Here is an 18413-nt window from a genome sequence, read left to right as displayed (position 1 = left end):
TCTTAGGAGAGCAGGATGAAATTCAGTGAACAATGGCTGCGTGGCTGGGTAAGCCCGCAGGTAAGTCGCGACGAGCTGGTTGCTCGTCTGTCGATGGCCGGTCTTGAGGTCGACAGCGTCACGCTGGCCGCCGGTGAATTCAGTGGCGTGGTCGTGGGCGAGGTGCTGAGCACCGAGCAGCACCCGGACGCCGACAAACTGCGCGTGTGCCAGGTCAGTAATGGCGCCGAAACCTTTCAGGTCGTGTGCGGTGCGCCAAACGTGCGCCCGGGCCTGAAGATTCCGTTCGCCATGATCGGTGCCGAGCTGCCGGGCGACTTCAAGATCAAGAAAGCCAAGCTGCGGGGCGTCGAGTCCAACGGCATGCTGTGCTCGCAAGCCGAGCTGCAGGTTGGCGAAGGCAACGATGGCCTGATGGAATTGCCGGTCGATGCACCGGTTGGCCAGGACATCCGTGAATACCTGGGCCTGGACGACGCCAGCATCGAGGTCGACCTGACCCCGAACCGCGGCGACTGCCTGTCCGTCGCCGGTCTGGCCCGTGAAGTCGGCGCGCTGTACGCCGCTGAAGTCACCCGCCCGGTCGTGGCCAGCGTGCCAGCGGTGCACGATGAAGTGCGTTCGGTTGAAGTCCTGGCGCCTGCCGCGTGCCCGCGTTACCTGGGCCGCGTGATCCGTAACGTCGACCTGTCCAAGCCGACTCCACTGTGGATGGTCGAGCGCCTGCGCCGTTCCGATGTGCGCAGCATCGACGCCGCCGTCGACATCACCAACTACGTGATGCTCGAACTGGGCCAACCGCTGCACGCTTTCGATCTCGCCGAAATCAATGGCGGCATCCGCGTGCGCATGGCCGAAGAAGGCGAGAAGCTGGTACTGCTCGACGGTCAGGAAGTCAGCCTGCGTAGCGATACTCTGGTCATCGCCGACCACACACGCGCCCTGGCAATCGCCGGCGTCATGGGGGGCGAGCACAGCGGCGTCAACACCGCGACCACCCGTGACGTGTTCCTCGAAAGCGCCTTCTTCGACCAGATCGCCGTCGCTGGCAAGGCCCGTTCCTACGGCCTGCACACCGACGCCTCGCACCGCTACGAGCGTGGCGTGGACTGGCAACTGGCCCGTGAAGCCATGGAGCGCGCCACCGGCCTGCTGCTGGAAATCACTGGTGGCGAAGCCGGCCCGATCATCGAAACCGTCAGCGAACAGCACCTGCCATCGATCGCGCCAGTCACCCTGCGTGCACAGCGCATCAGCCAGATGCTCGGCATGGAAATGGAATCGTCCGAAGTCGAGCGCCTGCTCAACGGCCTGGGCCTGAAAATTTCCGCCGACGGGGCAGGGCAGTGGCGCGTTGAAGTGCCAAGCCATCGCTTCGACATCAGCCTGGAAGTCGACCTGATCGAAGAACTGGCCCGCCTGTACGGCTACAACCGCCTGCCGGTCCGTTACCCGCAAGCGCGCCTGGCTCCACAAGCCAAGGCCGAAGCCCGTAGCGACCTGCCAGAGCTGCGTCGCCTGCTGGTCGCCCGTGGTTACCAGGAAGCCATCACCTACAGCTTCATCGATCCGAAACAGTTCGAACTGTTTAATCCGGGCGTTGAACCGCTGCTGCTGGCCAACCCAATCTCCAACGACATGGCCGCCATGCGCTCGTCGCTGTGGCCAGGCCTGGTCAAGTCGCTGCAGCACAACCTGAACCGCCAGCAGGATCGCGTACGCCTGTTCGAAAGTGGCCTGCGCTTCGTCGGTCAACTCGACGGCCTCAAGCAAGAGCCAATGATCGCCGGTGTTGTCTGCGGCGGTCGCCTGCCGGAAGGCTGGGCACAAGGTCGCGACGTCGTCGACTTCTTCGACGTCAAGGCTGACGTGGAAGCAGTACTGGGCTTCGCCGGCGCCCTGGATTCGTTCACTTTCGTGCCGGGCCAACACCCAGCGCTGCACCCGGGTCAGACCGCGCGCATCGAACGTGAAGGTCGCCTGGTCGGCTTCGTCGGTGCGATCCACCCCGAATTGTCGAAAACCCTCGGTCTCGACCGTCCGGTATTCGTCTTCGAGCTGGTTCTGGCCGAAGTGGCACTGGGTAAAATGCCTAAATTCCGGGAGTTATCGCGCTTTCCTGAAGTGCGACGTGACCTGGCCCTGATCGCGGCCACGGACGTGGCGGCCAGTGCCGTACTGGACGTAATCCGTGAAAATGCAGGCGAATGGCTGACAGACCTCAGGCTATTTGACGTGTATCAGGGTAAAGGCATTGATCCTGATAGAAAAAGCCTCGCAGTCGGCTTGACCTGGCAGCATCCATCGCGCACTCTTAATGACGATGAGGTGAATACCACGACGCAAAACATCCTCACCTCGCTCGAACAAAGGTTGAACGCCACGTTAAGGAAGTGACGTATGGGGGCTCTGACGAAAGCTGAGATGGCGGAACGTCTGTATGAGGAGCTGGGCCTGAATAAACGGGAGGCCAAGGAATTGGTTGAACTGTTTTTTGAGGAAATCAGGCACGCTCTGGAAGACAACGAACAAGTCAAATTGTCCGGTTTTGGCAATTTCGACCTTCGGGACAAACGCCAGCGGCCTGGCCGCAATCCGAAAACGGGAGAAGAAATCCCGATCACGGCTCGCCGTGTGGTCACCTTTCGTCCAGGGCAGAAGTTGAAGGCCCGAGTTGAGGCTTATGCTGGAACCAAGTCATAACGACGAGCTACCCGTCATCCCAGGCAAACGCTACTTCACCATCGGTGAAGTCAGCGAGCTGTGTGCGGTAAAACCACACGTGCTGCGCTACTGGGAGCAGGAGTTTCCTCAACTCAACCCCGTCAAACGCCGCGGGAACCGCCGGTATTATCAGCGACAAGATGTGCTGATGATCCGGCAGATCCGCGCGCTTCTTTACGATCAAGGGTTCACCATCGGTGGCGCACGTCTGCGTTTGTCCGGCGATGAAGCCAAAGATGACACTACCCAGTACAAGCAGATGATCCGGCAGATGATTGCCGAATTGGAAGATGTGCTGGTTGTGCTCAAGAAATAATTTTTCGCTTTTAAATACTTTCAGTTTTCAAAAGCTTGCGATATATTCTTGAGCGTCCTTCGAGATGAGGGATGAGTTTCACGCCTAGTCGGGGCGTAGCGCAGTCCGGTAGCGCACTAGCATGGGGTGCTAGGGGTCGAGTGTTCGAATCACTCCGTCCCGACCATATTTTTCAATGACTTAGCCCAACTTTCGCGAGTTGGGCTTTTTCATGTGCGTGACTTTTTCGGGGCTCCGAAGTTGTGGTCGTGCCCCGTCGACTGGATGACCTCCGGGCCATAAACGCGCCGATACGGGCGCAATCCCATTCCTTAGGCTTGCAGGCAAGGACTGGAAGTTATGCGTGAGCTTCTTCGCGCTCAGGTACCAGGCGAATCTCTACGCGCTGACCAAGCGCGCGCGCGGCGCTGGCCAGTGTCGCTAAGGTCATTCCTGCGTCATTCTGGTCAAGCGCGCGGTCCACGGCAGTGCGGCTGGTATGCATCCGCTCCGCAAGGGCTTTCTTGCTAACACGCTGCAGCTTCATCGCTTCGGCTATTTGCCAAGCGATGACACGCTTGAGGGCGGCAGCAGATACCTCTTCAACAAGGCCTTGCTCTGCGAGGAAATCGTCAAAGTCAGAACCAATGTGCTTACTCATATGCTGTACCTCATAGTCTTGCTTTACGCTGCTTGGCGGTTGCCAAATCAGACGCTGGTGTTTTCTGGCATTTCTTGATGAAACCATGGAGGAGGATCATTTCCGCGCTGACAACCGTAAATAGAACACGAGCTATTGTGTCCTCCAGGTCGGTCCTAACCTCTCAGAGGCCAGTGTCTAGCTTGCGAACTACTGGCATTCCGATGGGCCAGCCATATTGGACAGTCTTGATGTCCGTCTTGATGTCCGTTCCTATCAGGCGACGATGCTCCCGCGGTAGATCGGTTAACCATTCGCGTACTGGTTCGTTGCCAGCGCCGGTGCAGAAGAATCGTACGTTGAGAACAGGTGGGATATCGGACATGGGCTCATGTGTACCTAAATAGGTGCATGGTGCAACTACTTGCCGATAAATCTTTCGGTATGTATTTGCAGGCCCCAGTAGAAAGGACGCAGCAGACCACTACCGCCCTGTTTCCTTGATGGCTATGTCAGGCTGCGCGAGCATCGTGAGCGATAGCAAGCCTGAAGGGTTATGAAGACAGTACTGTTCCGCTCAAGACGAGCGTGAATGGCGGGTATTGGGGCAACATCCTGTTTGGTGGGCTGATTGGCATGCTTATCGTTGATCCGCTGACCGGCGCAATGTAAACGCTGCCAGACGATGTCGCGGGCCAACCATCACCGCTCGCAACCGCCCAGGCTGCAGCGCAATAGCGGCAATAGCGGCAATAGCGGCAATAGCGGCAATAGCGGCAAGAGCAAGCCCGGGGCTTAACCGGGCTTCAAAGCTTCCAAAATTGGATCATTGGCTGGCAAGTGCGCGAAGCGCGACTCGCGAAGCCGCCAGGTCCCAAGCCGCGGTACCAACGCTTTTAAATACAACGGGCCGTGACCAATCGATCGGGCCGCGGATGGCTGCGGCCAGCGATCTGACCTGGGACCAATCCACACCTGCCCGCAACAGATCGCCGGCTTCGTGCTGCGCACCAGCAGGATCGTCAGCATAGAGAACGCTACCGTCCAGCGTGACTTTGCCAAGCTCCGCCATCTCTGGCTTGAAAGCACCTACACCAATTATCAATCGACCAGGTTTGGCTAGCTCGTTATAGACCGGCTCTGTGCTGGTGGTGACGGTGATTACTACATCCACGTCGGGAATGCTGGCGCCGCACGGTTGCAAATGCTCGTGCAGGTCTCGGTTGCTGTTGCAGAAGTCTGCCGTCGCTTGCTCGCCAATCCCTCGAACCCAGAGCATGCACTGTGGGTACAGGGCATTGATAGCCTGGACGTGATGACGCGCTTGTGCGCCGGTGCCGAACAGTAAGATCTGTTTCGGTTCATGCTTCAACAGCGTCCGAATCGCCAGGAGGGTCACTGCCGCAGTACGACGCCCTGTGACTTCTGGGCCGTCGAGCACGCAGTTTATTTGTCCGGTTACGGCATCACAGACAGTGACCGTGCCGTTGATCGTCGGCAGCTGACGCTGCACATTCCCCGGCTGGACGTTTACCAGTTTGTGGATGCCGATATCCGGGGCGGTGGCGGGCATGCTCAGCAAGACACCGCCGTCGCCCAAGGGTACAACCAGGCGCTCAGGGCTCAGAATTGAACCCGCTTCCAGTTCGGTTGCGGCTTGGGCAATAGCGTCAACGAGTTTTTTGAAATCCAGCAGTGCCGCTGTCTGCGCTTGATCACAGACGCGAACCGAAAGGTTTTTCTGGGCGGCATTATTCGCCAGCATATTAGTCATCGAATATTCCTTTTGCTCAGATCAGTAGTGGCGGATGTCGGAAAGAAACTGCTGCGCGAGCGGACGGCACAGCCATCGCAGGCAAGCCGTACTCGTATGTGCCTTCAGTGTAAAATTTGCGCAAGAAAGGCCTTGGCCCGCGCGCTGTTCGGGGCGCTGAAGAAGTCTTCAGGCGGCGCGTCCTCAATGATCTGGCCGCCGTCGAGAAACAGCACGCGTTCGGCCACTTGCCGGGCAAAACCCATTTCGTGGGTGACGCAGAGCATGGTCATGCCGCTGCCGGCCAGGTTCACCATCACATCCAACACTTCGCTTACCATTTCCGGATCGAGCGCCGAGGTGGGTTCGTCGAACAACATGATTTTGGGTTCCATGCACAACGCCCGGGCGATGGCCACGCGCTGTTGCTGGCCCCCCGAGAGCTGGCTGGGGTACTTGCCGGCCTGGCTGGCGATACCGACTTTTTGCAGGAAGTGCTGGGCCAGTTCCTCGGCCTTCTTGCGGCTCAGGCCACGTACCGAAATCGGGGCCAGGGTGCAGTTATCGAGCACGCTCATGTGCGGGAACAGATTGAAATGCTGGAACACCATGCCTATTTCACTGAGGACCTTGGTGGCCTCGCGGTTGGTCTGGGCCAAGTCGGTGTCGTTTACCAGAATGCGGCCTTTTTCGGCGATTTCCAGGCGGTTGATGCAGCGGATCAGCGTCGATTTTCCGGAGCCGGAAGGCCCACAGAGCACGATGCGCTCGCCTTCGCGCACTGTCAGATCGATGTTGTGCAGCACATGAAAGGCGCCATAGAACTTGTTCAGGCCGGCGATATCAACCACCACCTTACGGGTGTCCGGGCTTGCGGCGAGCGGAGTGTCTACACGGGCAGAGAGGGCATGCATGGTCTTGTCTCCGGCAATCAGTGAAAGCGCTCGGCGCTGTACGGGGCAGGGTTGGTAAAGGGGGTTGCACCGGTCATCAACTCGGCCAGCAAACGGCCGCAGACCGGGCCGAGGGTCAGGCCATGGTGGGCATGCCCGAAGTTGAACCACAGACCTTTGTGCCGTGGCGCCGGGCCGATCACCGGGCACATGTCCGGCAAGCATGGACGGCGTCCCAGCCAGGGCTCGGCATCCAGGCGTTCGCCCAGGGGGTAGAAGGCGCGCGCCAGCTCTTCGCAGCGACGTAGCTGGATTTCGTTGACCGGGTCCTGGCTGTCGGCGAACTCGATCCCGGTTGTCAGGCGAATGCCGCCGACCATCGGTGCCAGGACATAACCGCCCACCGGGTCCAGCAGCGGTAGTTGCAAGCGCGTGCCAGGCAGGGCGGCATAGTGCATGTGATAACCGCGCTTGATCGCCAGGGGAATGTCATACCCTAGAGGCTCGAAAATGCCCCGGGCTTGCGGGCCGAGGGCGACCACAGCTTCGTCTGCAATCACCAGGCCCTGTTCGCTCTGCACCTCCCATTTCCCCACGCGCTGGCGCAAGGAGAGGGCGTCACCAAGGACGAACAAGCCCCCGCGTTTGACGAACAGATCGGCATAACCGCGTGTCAGGCCGCCGGGGTCGCTGACGGTCTTGGGGTCCAGCCAATGAATGCCGCCGACCACGCTGCTGTGCAGGCCCGGTTGACGGGCATGCATCTGGTCGCGGTCGAGCACTTCATAATTCAGGCCATAGTCCATCAGCGCAGCAGCGTCGCATTGGGACTTGGCAAATGCCGGCAGAGAGTTGTAGGCCTCGACCCAGCCACTGGCCTGGATCAAGTGATCCATACCAGCCGGTGCAGAGAGCAGGTCGTGTTCGCTGACGCAGTGCTCCACCAACGGCAGCATGGCCCGGGTTGCGGCGGCCAGGCCCTTGGTCCCGGAGTGCCGCCAGTACTGCAGCAACCATGGACCGGCCTTGGGCAGGTGCTTCAAGCTGTAGCGCACATCCGACTGCTGGTTGCCCGCATAGCGCAACAGGCTCGATAGCTGGCGCGGGAACGCGTAGGGAATTACGCTGGCGCGCTCGATCAGCCCGGCATTGCCGTGGCTGGTGCCGTTACCCGGTTGCTGGCGGTCGATGAGCACGACCTTGCGGCCACGGGCCTGTAACTGGAGTGCGGTACTGACGCCGACAATTCCTGCGCCCAGAACGATGGTTTCGCAATGCATGGTATATCCCTGATGCAGGGGCGCGCACGGCAGCCCGAGTAAATTTGGTTTACTGCAGGTGGCGGCCGAGGCGGCCCTCGAGCGCTTTCAGGCTGCGCCGCACGATTTCCACAATCAGCAGATAGAGCACGGCGGCCCAGAGGTAGATCTGGAAGTCGAAACTGCGCGAGAAGGCCAGCTTGGTCACACCCATCAAGTCGTAGATGGTCACCAGCGAAGCAATGGCGCTGGCCTTGATCATCAGGATCAATTCATTGCCCAGCGGGCCAATGGCGACCAGCAGGGATTGCGGCAGGATGACTTTGCGAAAGGTGGTCCAGCGCGACAGACTGAGGGCCTTCGAGGCCTCGCGCTGGCCTTGGGTCACGGCCAGGATGCTGCCGCGTAAAATCTCCGCCTGATAGGCCGCGGTGTTCAGGGTGAAGGCCAGCAGCGTGCAGAACCAGGCGTCACGGAAGAACCACCACATACCCACGTCCTGCCAGAAGCCTTTGAACGAACCCAGGCCGTAATAGAGCATGAACAGCTGTGCCAGCAGCGGCGAACCGCGGAAGAAATACACGTAGACGCCGGTAAAACGGCTGATAAAGCGGTTACTCGACAACCGGCCCAGAGCGATCAGCAGACCGAGCAGGGCGCCAAGGGTGAAGGAAATGGCCACCAGCTTGGCAGTCACCAACAGACCTTCGATGAAGCGGGGACCGTAACGCTCCAGCAAGTCAGGGCTGAGGAACAGATTCTGCAATTCATCGAAGCTCATGGGCGAACGCTCCGTTGATGGCGGCTGAAATACTGCTCGAGGAACTGGAACAGGCGGCCGGAAATGGCCGAGAAAAACAGGTAGCCAAGGCAGGCTACGGTGTAGAACAGCATCGGTTCCTTGGTGACGCTCACCGCGAGGTTGGTCTGACGCATCAGGTCGACCAGGGAGATGGTCGACACCAGCGAGGTGTCCTTGAGCAGCGACAGCCAATTATTCGACAGGCCCGGTAAAGCAATGCGAACCAATTGCGGCAGTACCACCTTGGTAAAGGTTGTGCGTCGGGACAGGCCCAGGGCTGCTGCTGCTTCGAACTGGCCCTTGGGCACGGTTTTGAAGGCGCCCAGCCAGATCTGGCTGGAGAACGCGGCGAACACCAGACTGAAGGCGATCATCGCGGCGACGAAGGGGTTGATCGCGACTTCGGCCTCGTAGCCCATCGCGGCCAACAGTTTCTGCGCACCGATCTGGCAGCCGTAATAGATTATCAGCAGGGTCAGCAGCTCGGGCAGCCCGCGGAACACGGTGGCAAACACCGTGCTCATGGAGCGCAACCAGCGACGTCGGGAACGGGAGGCCAAGGCCAGGCCCAGGCCTAGTGGCAGGCCAATCGGCAGGCAGCTCAGGGCCAGGGCAATGGTTACCAGGGCGCCGGCCAGCAAGGCTGAACCCCAGCCGCCGCTGGCGAAGGATAGCAATGACAGGTTTTCGAACATGCTCGAACCCTCTCGGTAAATTAAGCTCGCACGCGCTCACCGCACCCGTGTGTGGGTGCGGTGCAACATGTCGGCAAGTAATGACCCTCAGGCGCGGCTGAGGGCTCGGCGGATCAATAGATATCGAAAGCGAAGTAGCGACTGGAGATCTTCTTATACGTGCCGTCGGCAACGATCTCGTCCAGCGCCTTGTTGAAGCGCTCGCGCAGGACATCGTCACCTTTGCGCACCGCGATCGACGCGTCGGCGGTGGTGCCGTTGACGTCGCCGATGATCTTGCAGCAGTCCTTGCCAGCGCTGTCGACCCAGGCCAGCAACGGGAATTTGTCGGCAATCACGCCGTCGATCCGGCCAGTCGCCAAGTCGCTGTTGGCTTCATCAAGGGTAGGGTAGAGCTTCACGTCGGCGCCGGCTGGGCCGTAATGATCTTCGGCATAGATGGCCTGAGTCGAGGATGCTTGGGCACCGACCGTGCGGCCCTTGAAGCTCGTCTGGGCGTCAGTGATGTCCGAGTCCTTGGATACTGCCACGGACAGGGGGGTACGGTAGTAGTGCCGGGTGAAGTCGATTTTCTGCTTGCGCTCATCGGTGGCGATCATCGAAGCCACGACCGCATCGTATTTCTTCGCCATTAGCGCCGGGATAATCCCTTCCCAGTCCTGGGCGACGATACTGCACTGCACGTTCATGCGTTCGCACAACGCGTTAGCGATATCCACATCGAAACCGTGCAGCTTGTTGTCCGAGTCAACGTAGTTGAACGGCGGGTAAGCGCCTTCGGTAGCAATCCTCAGTACTTCAGCCTGCGCACTGGTGGCCCCGGCCAGGACCATTGCGCATACACCGGCAAAGCGAATGACGTGTTTCATCCAGCACCTCGTTTTATTGTTTTGAGTTTGGTGATGATGTGTATCCAACGAACTCGTTGTGTAAGGCCGCGATGGCTTCAAGACGCTTTTCGACCTCGGGACCCAGCTGTTTGCAGACGTCGTTGACTAGCAGGTGGACCAGCGACAGCATCGCCGCTGTCGATTCCCAGAACAGATTGAACTCGGTGGGCACACGGAACACTTCATCGGCGTTCTCTTCGGCCCAGTCGCAAAAGGTATCGGTGATCAGCGTCACAGGGATTCCGGCATCGCGGGCCTTGCGGCACAGGGTCAGGGCGTGGCGGGAATAGCGGCGGGCTTCGAACACCACCAGCGCACTGTCTTGTGGGGCACTGAGCAACACATCGGCGTAATGCCCGGCGGCACCGTCGACCCAGTGGGTGTCATCGCGCAGGTACTGCAGCAGATGCACCATTGATGCTGCGATGCCACGCTCTGTCTGGAACCCGGCGACGAACACCTTGCGCCGGGTGGCCAGGCGCTGGCTGACGCTGTGCCAGGTCGGGGTGAGGCTATATTCGTAAACCTTGACCAGGGCCGCGACTTCCAACTCGAAGCTGCGCGGTAGGCCTTGCGGGCCCTGGCTCGCTTGATGGCGAAACTCCTGCAGGCGATCACCCACCAGCCATGGGCCATCGCCCAGGTCGACCTTGAGGTCGTTTTTCAAGTCTTTGAAATGGCTATATCCGAGGGAGCGACAGAAGCGCCCCACACTGGATTCACTGACGTTCAATTTCGCGGCAATATCAGCGGCTGTCTGGAACGGCAGTTCATAGAGGTTGGCCAGCATATAGTTAGCAATCACCCGGCCAGAGGCGGCGGCGGTTGAAAGACTGCTTTCAAGGCGTTGTTTGATGGGCTGGCTCAAGACTGCTTCCTGTTGTTTTCAGCGCTTGTGAAAGAAAATGCGTGTTTTCTGTCATTAAGTCAATACATGACAGATAGCTGTCATTGTCGAATGTCCTGATTCTGGTACGCAGCATTGAGGGAACCCTGTTGGAGGCGTGGATTTTAAGGGGAGCAATCTTCAGTGCAGAGTCTTAACCCTACGATTCTCGCCGATCCTGATCCGATCCAGCGCACGATTAAGAGCATCCAATGCGTCAAGGAGTGCTTTTGCCTCAGCCTCTCTACCCTCTCCCCAAAGACGCTCAACAATCCTGTTCAAGGCTTGAATGGATCTTTCAATGTCGGCAGCTGTGACTGCTGTCGTATCTGCAAGTTGTTTCTTCGACAATTTCAGAGCCTCTGCCATTCCCCGTGCCTTCACGCATGAATCGGCAACGCCAATCCAAACACCACAAAAAAACCGCCACACACCTTATTAAACCGCCGCCCGGTCCTCGCCAACCAAGGCCGCACCCGGTTAGCCGCACTTGCCACCATATACTCCACAAAAAACTCCACCACCGCATACGTCAGCGCAATCGCCGCCGTCTGCGCAATGATGCTCCTGTGCGGATCGAGAAACGGTGGGATAAACGCAGTAAACAACAGCAGTGCCTTGGGGTTCGAAAGCGCCGACACCAACCCTTGGCGGAATAGTGACCAGCGTCGAAAGCTGATAGCGCCCGTCGACTCAAGACTGATGGGCGCAGCCCGCCACAGCCCCCAGCCCAACCAGATCAGATACAGCCCGCCCACGACCTTCAATACCGTGAACCACGTGGCCGAGGCCTTGATCAGCGCGCCCAATCCCAGCGCACAAAGTGCAAGCACGACTGCAAAGCCGAGCACGCCGCCCGAGATGGTGAACAGCGCTTTGCGACTGCCATGAATGGCCCCATGGGTAAGTGCCAATAATGCATTCGGCCCTGGCACTACGGAGATGCCGAAGCAGGTGATCAGGTACAGCAACCAGGTATCGAATGGCATGAGCAGATCCAGAAAGTGTTGATTTAGCCAGATCTTGCGGATGAACTGCATTCCTGAAAAGCGCATAATTCATATCTTAACCATTCGATTATCGAATAGAGGATGTAGCGATGCCTGCCAGCGATTTACAGATCGATTGGCTCAAGTGCTTTGTGGCCGTAGTGGACGCCGGTTCATTGTCCGGTGCAGCGCACGAGGTCAACCGATCGCAGTCCGCCGTCAGCATGCAGATGAAAAAACTGGAGGCAGCGCTTGGACGGCAGTTGTTGAGTCGTGGCCCGAGGCATCTGCAACTGACCGATGACGGCCAGACGCTGCTGAGCTACGCCCGTCGCATGCTCGCACTGCATGCCGAAACCCAGGCGGCGTTTCACGGTGAGGAGTTGACCGGACGAATCCGCCTGGGCGTCGCGGAAGACTATGCGGCCAAGTATCTGACGCCGCTGCTGAAGCGGTTTTCGCCGCGCTATGCCGGGGTGGAAATAGAACTGACCTGTGAGCAGTCGACTGCGCTGATCCCGCGTGTGCGCAACGGCGATCTGGATCTGGCGCTGGTGTCGCGGGACTCGCCGCAGAGCGGTACGTTTCTGTTCAAGGAACCGATGGTCTGGGTGGGCTCGCCGCAGTTCGAATTGTGGAGGCGCGATCCGGTGCCGATTGCCGTCTACGAGAGCGCGAGCCTGGCCCGACTGTATGCGGTGAATTCACTTACCCAGCGCGGACGGCAATTCAAGGTGGTGTACAACAGCTCCAGCCTGGCAGGCCAGGTGGCGGCGGTGGAGGGTGGGCTGGCGATTGCCGCGATCACTCAGTGCACGGTGTCGGCGTCACTTCAGGTGCTGGGCAGTGAACACGGCCTGGGGAGCATTGAGCCGATGGAGGTGTCGATCCTGCGCAGCCGGGCTTCTCGCGGGTCGCAAGCGGTCAACAGCCTGCATGCTTTCATCATCAGTGCGCTAAGGCATCAGGTGTAGGCTCGGGTCCCTTTTTTTGGCTTTTTTTGCCCGTCCCTTTTTTTGTCCAGAGCCTAAAACGAATTACTCAGTCTTCGCACTCTTGATGTCACTAATGATCTGCTGAGCGATCGCCTCTACCTGCTTTTGGGTCATCGCTGACATCACTCCCTCCCAAGCAGATGAGGATGTGTCATAGGTGCGGCTCCCGATCAAGCGCCCGGACTTCAAATCTGAGTAATCCGCACTTGAGTTGATCCAGGCGTTGCCGACCATTACGCCTGCGGCATAGCGTGCACCGGGAGTCAGATAGCGGAAATTGGTAACGTTGATTTTGATGCCCACACCGTCCTTCACTGCAGGGTCTGCTACATGAGACTCGGTGAGGCGGTAACCGGCGCGGGCAGCTTCATCCTTGAGGGCCTGATTCCATTCTTGCCTCAGGCGAATCCAGTCTTCGTTCTGCTGTACCTTGCCGTTACCCTGAATATCCACCACCAGGTTCTTCTTGGCGGGCTGCTCAATCGTCAGTGTTTCAGCGCCAGTGCTTTTTACGGAGGCCGCACAGCCGCTCAGCAGCAACACGGCTACGATGCACGACAGGGCGAGTAGCGTTTTGGTGTTTTTCATTGTGCGTCCCTATCCAACGGTTCTGCTGCTGACTTGCAGCTACGGATTTCAGCTATCACTTGGCATCGATTGCACCGGGAAATTGCCCCTGGTTTGAGGCCCTTACCCTTTGGCTTTATTGCAGTTATCCAACAAGGCATTATCAGCAGCTGACAAGGCTTTCCCTGCGCACACCCCGTAGAACTTCACGACAGCCAGCTGGTTCTTCATCTGTTTGTTCAGCAGAATCAGCTCAGGAAGAAGCTCTGGAGAACTGTTGTAGCGATCATAACTGCGCTGGGCGGAGGCCAAAGCTTTCTCAGGTGATGAACCTTTCAACACGCCAACCAACAACACGTCGTCAGCAAATAATGCGTCTCCACTGGCGACCATACCCTCGAGCATGGTGAACGCATCGCGGGGTTTACCGTTCAAGGCCATGGCATTGATCATTGCATGACGGGCAAAAGGGGTAGACCCAGCCGGGCTCTTTTCAGCGGCTTTGGCATTTGCCAGTGCCAGTGGCAGTTGTTGCTCTTGCATGGCGGCGAGCGAAGCATGGACCTTGTCAATTCCGGCGAAGAAGTCCTTGGCATGCGCAGATTTCAACACAGCAACATAAGGTTTGGTCGTCAGCGGTGGACGATCGGCATTTGCGTAATGCTTTTTGATGTAGGTGCGCAATGTCGTCAAGCGCTCTTCACCTTGGTCGTGATGCACCGACGTGTCGTGGATCAGCTTGGCCAGCTTGTTTTCGAGAATGTCCAATTGACCATCCACGGCATCAGTAATTACGTTTTTTTCACTCTTGGCAAACAGGTCGATGTAGTTGGTCTTGCGCTTTTCAATGATCGCCCGGTTGCGAGCATCCCATTCCTGCATGCGTGACAGAAAGTTAAGCTCGCCGATGTATGAGTAATTGGCTCTGACGATCAGGTCGGCGCCGAGCTGATCTGCGGCATTTTCCTGGTCGCGGGATAATGCCGGGACCAGGCCGATCTGGGACACGCCGAGCGCGGCATTGTTCGCCGCGACCATGCGCATCAAGTCATTGCTGGTAGCGGTTTTCAGCTGGCGGTTGATGTAAATATTTCCCGCCGAATAAGCAACGCTTGAAACGGTATCTATCCAATTGGTTTTGTAATGCTGCAGCAGTACATGGGAATACTCGTGTGCAATGACGGCGGCCAGTTCGTCCTCGCTCTCCAGGGAATCCAGCATCTTGTAGGAAACATAGATGCCGCCATCCTGGAAGCTGGTTGCATTGAATTCAGTGTTTGGTGTCGCGTAGACCCTGGCAGCGGCAGGGGTGCCTGGAATACTTTTTTGTATTCGAGCGAGCACTGCATTGAGATAGGTATCGATTTGGTTGTCGGCAGCGATGCCCAGCGCTTTCTTTTGCAGTTGAGTGCTTTCGGGGCTGCTCTGGGCGATGTTGCTGCGATTAGCGGCCTGCCCGCTAAAGTTGGCGGCATATTGCGTCAGGTTTGGATCGACCTTGGGGCCACCCAGCGGCAGGCCAGGCACCTTGATTTGTGCGCACCCGCATATTGTGGCGATCGCTATGGCCAAAATGCTCAACCTGATCATGAGCAACCTTCCCCAGCGCCCCGACCGGTTTTGGCGACACTGCCGATGGTTGTCGCAATGCATCGGGTATCCCCCGGGCTCTTGAGTGGGAAAACTTTTACGTCTGCCAGGTCAAACCACATTTCCCGGCCTTGCTGGGCAACCTTCACATAACCCTTGTCGCTTTCTGCGATGACCGGTGTTGGCAGCGTGAGTGTATTGCTGGCAATACTCTGCACTTTGACGAAGTAATCAGCCTGTTGGGCGTAGATGTTCACCGAGTCGTCCCGCAATGCAGTGACTTTTGGTGCTTCCGCGTAGGCCGTGGTGGCGAAAAGAAACGCTGCGACAAGTGCGCTATCGGTGATTCGCTTCATCCAGTTCATTGGGGAGTCCTCCATGAGAGCCAGCGTGTGTGAGGTTTTCTTCGTTCTTTTCAATCAATCGATTCACCAACTCGTAGACGAGCAGGATGCCCAGCCAGTCGAGAGGTGGATGGTGTTCGATTGCGTACAGGTAGGTGCTCGCACCGACCACCGAGCCCAATGCGACCATGCGCATCAGCAAACTCAGGCCGGGAGGTTTGGCACGAATGAGGGCGGCGCAGACCCAGGAAATGAACCCGGCCATGATGATCAGCGGCCAATCAAGACCGGTGCGCTGGAAATAACCGGCGTTCCAGTTCAGCAGGTTGTCCAGCGCCATCGCATGCAGATACACCCCGGGTATTTGTCCGTGCACCGGGCTTTCGGCGATGTCATGGATGCCTTTGAGGCTAAGCCCGATCATCACCACGCGTCCTGCCAGTACACCTTGTGCTTTTTCAGAGGTGAGGTCTTCTTCGCGCACCGTGACGGCATATGGGCAAGGCTGGCGGACGCGTTTCACCGAATCTTGGTCGATACCGGAAATCAGCGCGGCGTAAAAAGTGGTCAAGGCGCCCGACAACCGAGCAAATAGCGAGTCCTGGGTTGCGGTGCACTGGGTCTCGGAAATCAGTTGTCGCTCGGGCACTATTCGCGACACATTGCGCCCCCACTGGACGACCATGGCGTTGCAGAATTGGCCGACGTCGCCCTTCATCAGCCCGGCCGGGCAGCCTGACTGAAGCCCCTTTTCGCACATGAACCGGTAGAGCTGCAGCGCAGCGGTAGGCTTCAGCTCGTCATCACACAGCTGGTTTTCCTGCAGCTGCGAATCACGGTCGCTGTAGTAGTGACCCGGGCTGAGGAGTAGCGGGTAATCCTCGCCATGTCCACGCCAGCCAGTCAGGGTGGTCTGCGTGCCAGGCACATCGACAAAGACACTCTTGCGCTGATTGTCGAGTGTCGCCAGATAGAGTGGAATGCCTTTGCCGGCAAGCGTTTCGCCAAGGGACTGGCGAGCGGATTCGAGTGAGTCGTCGTAGGCTCGTCGGTCTTCAACGAGAATATCGAGAAAGATCGCTGCGGGCTTTTGCCTGGCGATGCGTCGGATGACTTCTTCGTAATAGATGTAGCGCGGCGGCCAGGATTCGCTGCGGCTGGCAAGGGTCTGTTCGTCAATCAGGACCACCGCGATCCGGTCTTGTGAATCCGCTGGGTAAAAAGACGAGGTGACCTTCTGGAACAGTCCCTCCGAATAGGCTTGAACCTGGTGCGAAAGACCAAAAGGATCGGCTTTATCCAGCAGGAATATGGTGAAGAACCAGGTGACAAAAATGATCGGTATTCGAGAGAACGTTTTGCACTCGAACATTTTACGCCCGAAGAGGTCGAGATTTTTGCCAAGGTTTTTGACGAAGACGCGAAAACTGAACTGCTGCAAGGTGACCAGACTTGCCTTGCGTCTTTGCCACCACTGGTGACAGGCATGCCGCAGATCACTCCAGAGCAGGGACGGAGATTGCCAATAACGCTTGCGTGTCTCGCGCCCCGGCCAAAAGTCCTCGACCCCCTTGATGAGTTCTTTTTCGTCGTGTTTTGCTTCGGTCATAACGTCCATGTCTAGTCTGGTTCATTCCCTTGACGGGAGCTGCAGCGCTAGAACGGCCACAGTAAAAGCTGTGAGGGTCACAGCAATAGATGGCAAAAAGCTATCATAGTAGACGAGCGATTACTCCAAGAATTTCTTTTAATGCCCGCGGGGGCAGGGCCACGGAAATTGCGCCCGGCCTTCTCGCGGGTCGCAAGCGGTGAACAGCCTGCGTGCTTTCATCATCAGTGCACGAAGGCATCAGGTGTAGGCTCGCAGAGTTGCTCTGCGAGCCTAGGCGAAGGAGCAGGGATCAGCCGCGCGTCACCTCATCCAGCGCCTGCTCCAGCGTACTGACCGTGCGCTCGATATTGTGCAGCTTTTCAAGCCCGAACAGTCCGATCCGAAAGGTCTGGAAGTCGGCCGGCTCGTCGCATTGCAACGGTACTCCAGCGGCGATCTGCAGGCCGTGGGCAACAAATTTCTTGCCGCTCTTGATCTCGGCATCGTCGGTGTAGCTCACCACCACGCCAGGCGCCTGGAATCCGGTTGCGGCCACGCTCTTGATCCCTTTGCCGGTCAACATGGCGCGCACCCGGTCGCCCAGCGCCTGCTGTTCGTCGCGGACCTTGTCGAAGCCGTAGGCTTGCGTCTCTTTCATCACTTCGTTGAACCGAGCGAGGGAATCGCTGGGCATGGTTGCGTGGTAGGCATGCCCGCCCTGTTCGTATGCCTGCATGATCTGCAACCATTTTTTCAGGTCGCAGGCGAAGCTGCTGCTCTGCGTCTGCTCGATGCGCTCAAGGGCCAGGGCACTGAACATCACCAGGGCGCAGCAAGGGGAGGCGCTCCAGCCTTTCTGCGGTGCACTGATCAGCAGGTCGATGGCGCATTTGTGCATATCGACCCACAGCGCCCCCGAGGCGATGCAGTCCAGTACGAACAGGCCGCCCACCGCATGCACGGCGTCGCCGACGGCGCGCAGGTAGTCATCGGGCAGGATAATCCCGGATGAGGTTTCGACGTGGGGGGCGAAGACAATCTGCGGCTTCTGCGCCTTGATGGCTGCCAGCACTTCGTCCAGCGGGGGCGGGGCGTAGGCTGCCTGGTGGCCAGTCTCGACCGGTCGAGCTTTGAGCACCGTGGTCGCTGCCGGGATGTTGCCCATGTCCAGGATCTGGCTCCAGCGATAACTGAACCAGCCGTTGCGGATCACCAGGCATTGCTGGTCGGTGGCAAACTGCCGCGCCACCGCTTCCATGCCAAATGTGCCGCTGCCCGGAACTACCGCAACCGCCTGGGCGTTGTAGACCTGTTTCAGGGTGCTGGAAATGTTCTTCATCACGCCTTGGAACGACTGCGACATGTGGTTGAGCGAGCGGTCGGTGTAGACGACCGAGTACTCGACCAATCCCTCGGGATCGACACTGGGATAGAGCTTTGACATGGGTGACTCCATTGACAGAGAGGTCAGTGGTATCGACCCTGCCCTAAGCGTCGGCA

At 58.4% G+C, this 18413-nt stretch carries 19 protein-coding genes, 1 tRNA gene and 1 pseudogene; 5 read left to right on the top strand and 16 right to left on the bottom strand.

Going from position 1 to position 18413, the window contains the following annotated elements; genetic code table 11:
- Nucleotides 1–15: 15 nt before the first annotated feature.
- From pheT to ACYZTK_RS05435, 4 genes are all read left to right on the top strand, one after another.
- Nucleotides 16–2397: a phenylalanine--tRNA ligase subunit beta gene (pheT, locus tag ACYZTK_RS05450; RefSeq protein ID WP_462013511.1), complete on the top strand. Its 2382-nt coding sequence runs from the start codon at nucleotides 16–18 to the stop codon at nucleotides 2395–2397.
- Nucleotides 2398–2400: 3 nt separating this feature from the next.
- Entirely contained in the window at nucleotides 2401–2703 is a 303-nt protein-coding gene (ihfA, locus tag ACYZTK_RS05445; RefSeq protein WP_002553164.1) for an integration host factor subunit alpha, read from the top strand.
- Nucleotides 2684–3040, top strand: a complete 357-nt coding sequence (locus tag ACYZTK_RS05440) for a MerR family transcriptional regulator (RefSeq protein ID WP_003179985.1) — start codon at nucleotides 2684–2686, stop codon at nucleotides 3038–3040. The genes ihfA and ACYZTK_RS05440 overlap by 20 nt, the downstream gene beginning before the upstream one ends.
- An 89-nt stretch (nucleotides 3041–3129) precedes the next feature.
- A tRNA-Pro gene (locus ACYZTK_RS05435) sits at nucleotides 3130–3206 on the top strand.
- Nucleotides 3207–3377: 171 nt separating this feature from the next.
- Here the strand turns inward: ACYZTK_RS05435 and ACYZTK_RS05430 are convergent.
- From ACYZTK_RS05430 to ACYZTK_RS05380, 11 genes and pseudogenes are all read right to left on the bottom strand, one after another.
- On the bottom strand, nucleotides 3378–3680 hold the full coding sequence (locus tag ACYZTK_RS05430; RefSeq protein ID WP_462013510.1) for a Fis family transcriptional regulator: 303 nt from the start codon (nucleotides 3678–3680) through the stop codon (nucleotides 3378–3380).
- A gap of 10 nt (nucleotides 3681–3690) precedes the next feature.
- A pseudogene (locus tag ACYZTK_RS05425) lies at nucleotides 3691–4044 on the bottom strand (type II toxin-antitoxin system RelE/ParE family toxin).
- A gap of 441 nt (nucleotides 4045–4485) precedes the next feature.
- Complete coding sequence (lhpI, locus tag ACYZTK_RS05420; protein ID WP_462013509.1) at nucleotides 4486–5433, bottom strand: bifunctional Delta(1)-pyrroline-2-carboxylate/Delta(1)-piperideine-2-carboxylate reductase; 948 nt, start codon at nucleotides 5431–5433, stop codon at nucleotides 4486–4488.
- 104 nt (nucleotides 5434–5537) lie between these two features.
- Nucleotides 5538–6326, bottom strand: coding sequence for an amino acid ABC transporter ATP-binding protein (locus tag ACYZTK_RS05415; RefSeq protein ID WP_462013508.1), 789 nt, complete (start codon nucleotides 6324–6326; stop codon nucleotides 5538–5540).
- 17 nt (nucleotides 6327–6343) lie between these two features.
- Nucleotides 6344–7585 carry an NAD(P)/FAD-dependent oxidoreductase gene (locus ACYZTK_RS05410; protein WP_462013507.1) on the bottom strand — a complete coding sequence of 414 codons (1242 nt, stop codon included), beginning with the start codon at nucleotides 7583–7585 and terminating at the stop codon, nucleotides 6344–6346.
- 49 nt (nucleotides 7586–7634) lie between these two features.
- On the bottom strand, nucleotides 7635–8345 hold the full coding sequence (locus tag ACYZTK_RS05405) for an ABC transporter permease (RefSeq protein WP_462013506.1): 711 nt from the start codon (nucleotides 8343–8345) through the stop codon (nucleotides 7635–7637).
- Nucleotides 8342–9061 (bottom strand): ABC transporter permease, encoded by a 720-nt coding sequence (locus ACYZTK_RS05400; RefSeq protein ID WP_462013505.1) that lies wholly within the window; start codon nucleotides 9059–9061, stop codon nucleotides 8342–8344. Before ACYZTK_RS05400 ends, ACYZTK_RS05405 begins: the two co-directional genes overlap by 4 nt.
- Nucleotides 9062–9174: 113 nt before the next feature.
- A complete protein-coding gene (locus ACYZTK_RS05395) occupies nucleotides 9175–9930 on the bottom strand; it encodes a transporter substrate-binding domain-containing protein (RefSeq protein WP_462013503.1) in 756 nt (251 codons plus the stop codon).
- A 13-nt stretch (nucleotides 9931–9943) separates the two neighbouring features.
- Nucleotides 9944–10819: a MurR/RpiR family transcriptional regulator gene (locus ACYZTK_RS05390; protein WP_462013502.1), complete on the bottom strand. Its 876-nt coding sequence runs from the start codon at nucleotides 10817–10819 to the stop codon at nucleotides 9944–9946.
- Nucleotides 10820–10978: 159 nt separating this feature from the next.
- Complete coding sequence (locus ACYZTK_RS05385; protein ID WP_462013501.1) at nucleotides 10979–11206, bottom strand: hypothetical protein; 228 nt, start codon at nucleotides 11204–11206, stop codon at nucleotides 10979–10981.
- A gap of 11 nt (nucleotides 11207–11217) precedes the next feature.
- Complete coding sequence (locus ACYZTK_RS05380; protein ID WP_462014858.1) at nucleotides 11218–11826, bottom strand: LysE family translocator; 609 nt, start codon at nucleotides 11824–11826, stop codon at nucleotides 11218–11220.
- 110 nt (nucleotides 11827–11936) lie between these two features.
- On the opposite strand from ACYZTK_RS05380, the gene ACYZTK_RS05375 reads away from it, so the two are divergent.
- Nucleotides 11937–12800 carry a LysR family transcriptional regulator gene (locus ACYZTK_RS05375; RefSeq protein WP_462013500.1) on the top strand — a complete coding sequence of 288 codons (864 nt, stop codon included), beginning with the start codon at nucleotides 11937–11939 and terminating at the stop codon, nucleotides 12798–12800.
- Between the two features lie 63 nt (nucleotides 12801–12863).
- Here ACYZTK_RS05375 and ACYZTK_RS05370 read toward each other — a convergent pair whose 3' ends face one another.
- The 5 genes from ACYZTK_RS05370 to ACYZTK_RS05350 form a co-directional block, all read right to left on the bottom strand.
- A complete protein-coding gene (locus tag ACYZTK_RS05370) occupies nucleotides 12864–13409 on the bottom strand; it encodes a hypothetical protein (RefSeq protein ID WP_462013499.1) in 546 nt (181 codons plus the stop codon).
- A gap of 102 nt (nucleotides 13410–13511) precedes the next feature.
- Nucleotides 13512–14978 (bottom strand): M48 family metallopeptidase, encoded by a 1467-nt coding sequence (locus ACYZTK_RS05365; RefSeq protein ID WP_462013498.1) that lies wholly within the window; start codon nucleotides 14976–14978, stop codon nucleotides 13512–13514.
- On the bottom strand, nucleotides 14975–15343 hold the full coding sequence (locus ACYZTK_RS05360) for a hypothetical protein (protein WP_462013497.1): 369 nt from the start codon (nucleotides 15341–15343) through the stop codon (nucleotides 14975–14977). The genes ACYZTK_RS05365 and ACYZTK_RS05360 overlap by 4 nt, the downstream gene beginning before the upstream one ends.
- Entirely contained in the window at nucleotides 15315–16940 is a 1626-nt protein-coding gene (locus ACYZTK_RS05355; protein WP_462013496.1) for a CHASE2 domain-containing protein, read from the bottom strand. The genes ACYZTK_RS05360 and ACYZTK_RS05355 overlap by 29 nt, the downstream gene beginning before the upstream one ends.
- A 283-nt stretch (nucleotides 16941–17223) precedes the next feature.
- The gene (locus ACYZTK_RS05350) at nucleotides 17224–18357 is read right to left on the bottom strand and encodes an alanine--glyoxylate aminotransferase family protein (RefSeq protein WP_462013495.1); all 1134 of its coding nucleotides are present in this window, start codon (nucleotides 18355–18357) and stop codon (nucleotides 17224–17226) included.
- Between the last annotated feature and the right edge of the window lie 56 nt (nucleotides 18358–18413).

This window comes from Pseudomonas sp. LB3P31 (genome assembly GCF_054897945.1).
Note: the sequence above shows the minus strand (reverse complement) of the source record. Positions and strands in the feature narration are given on the sequence as shown.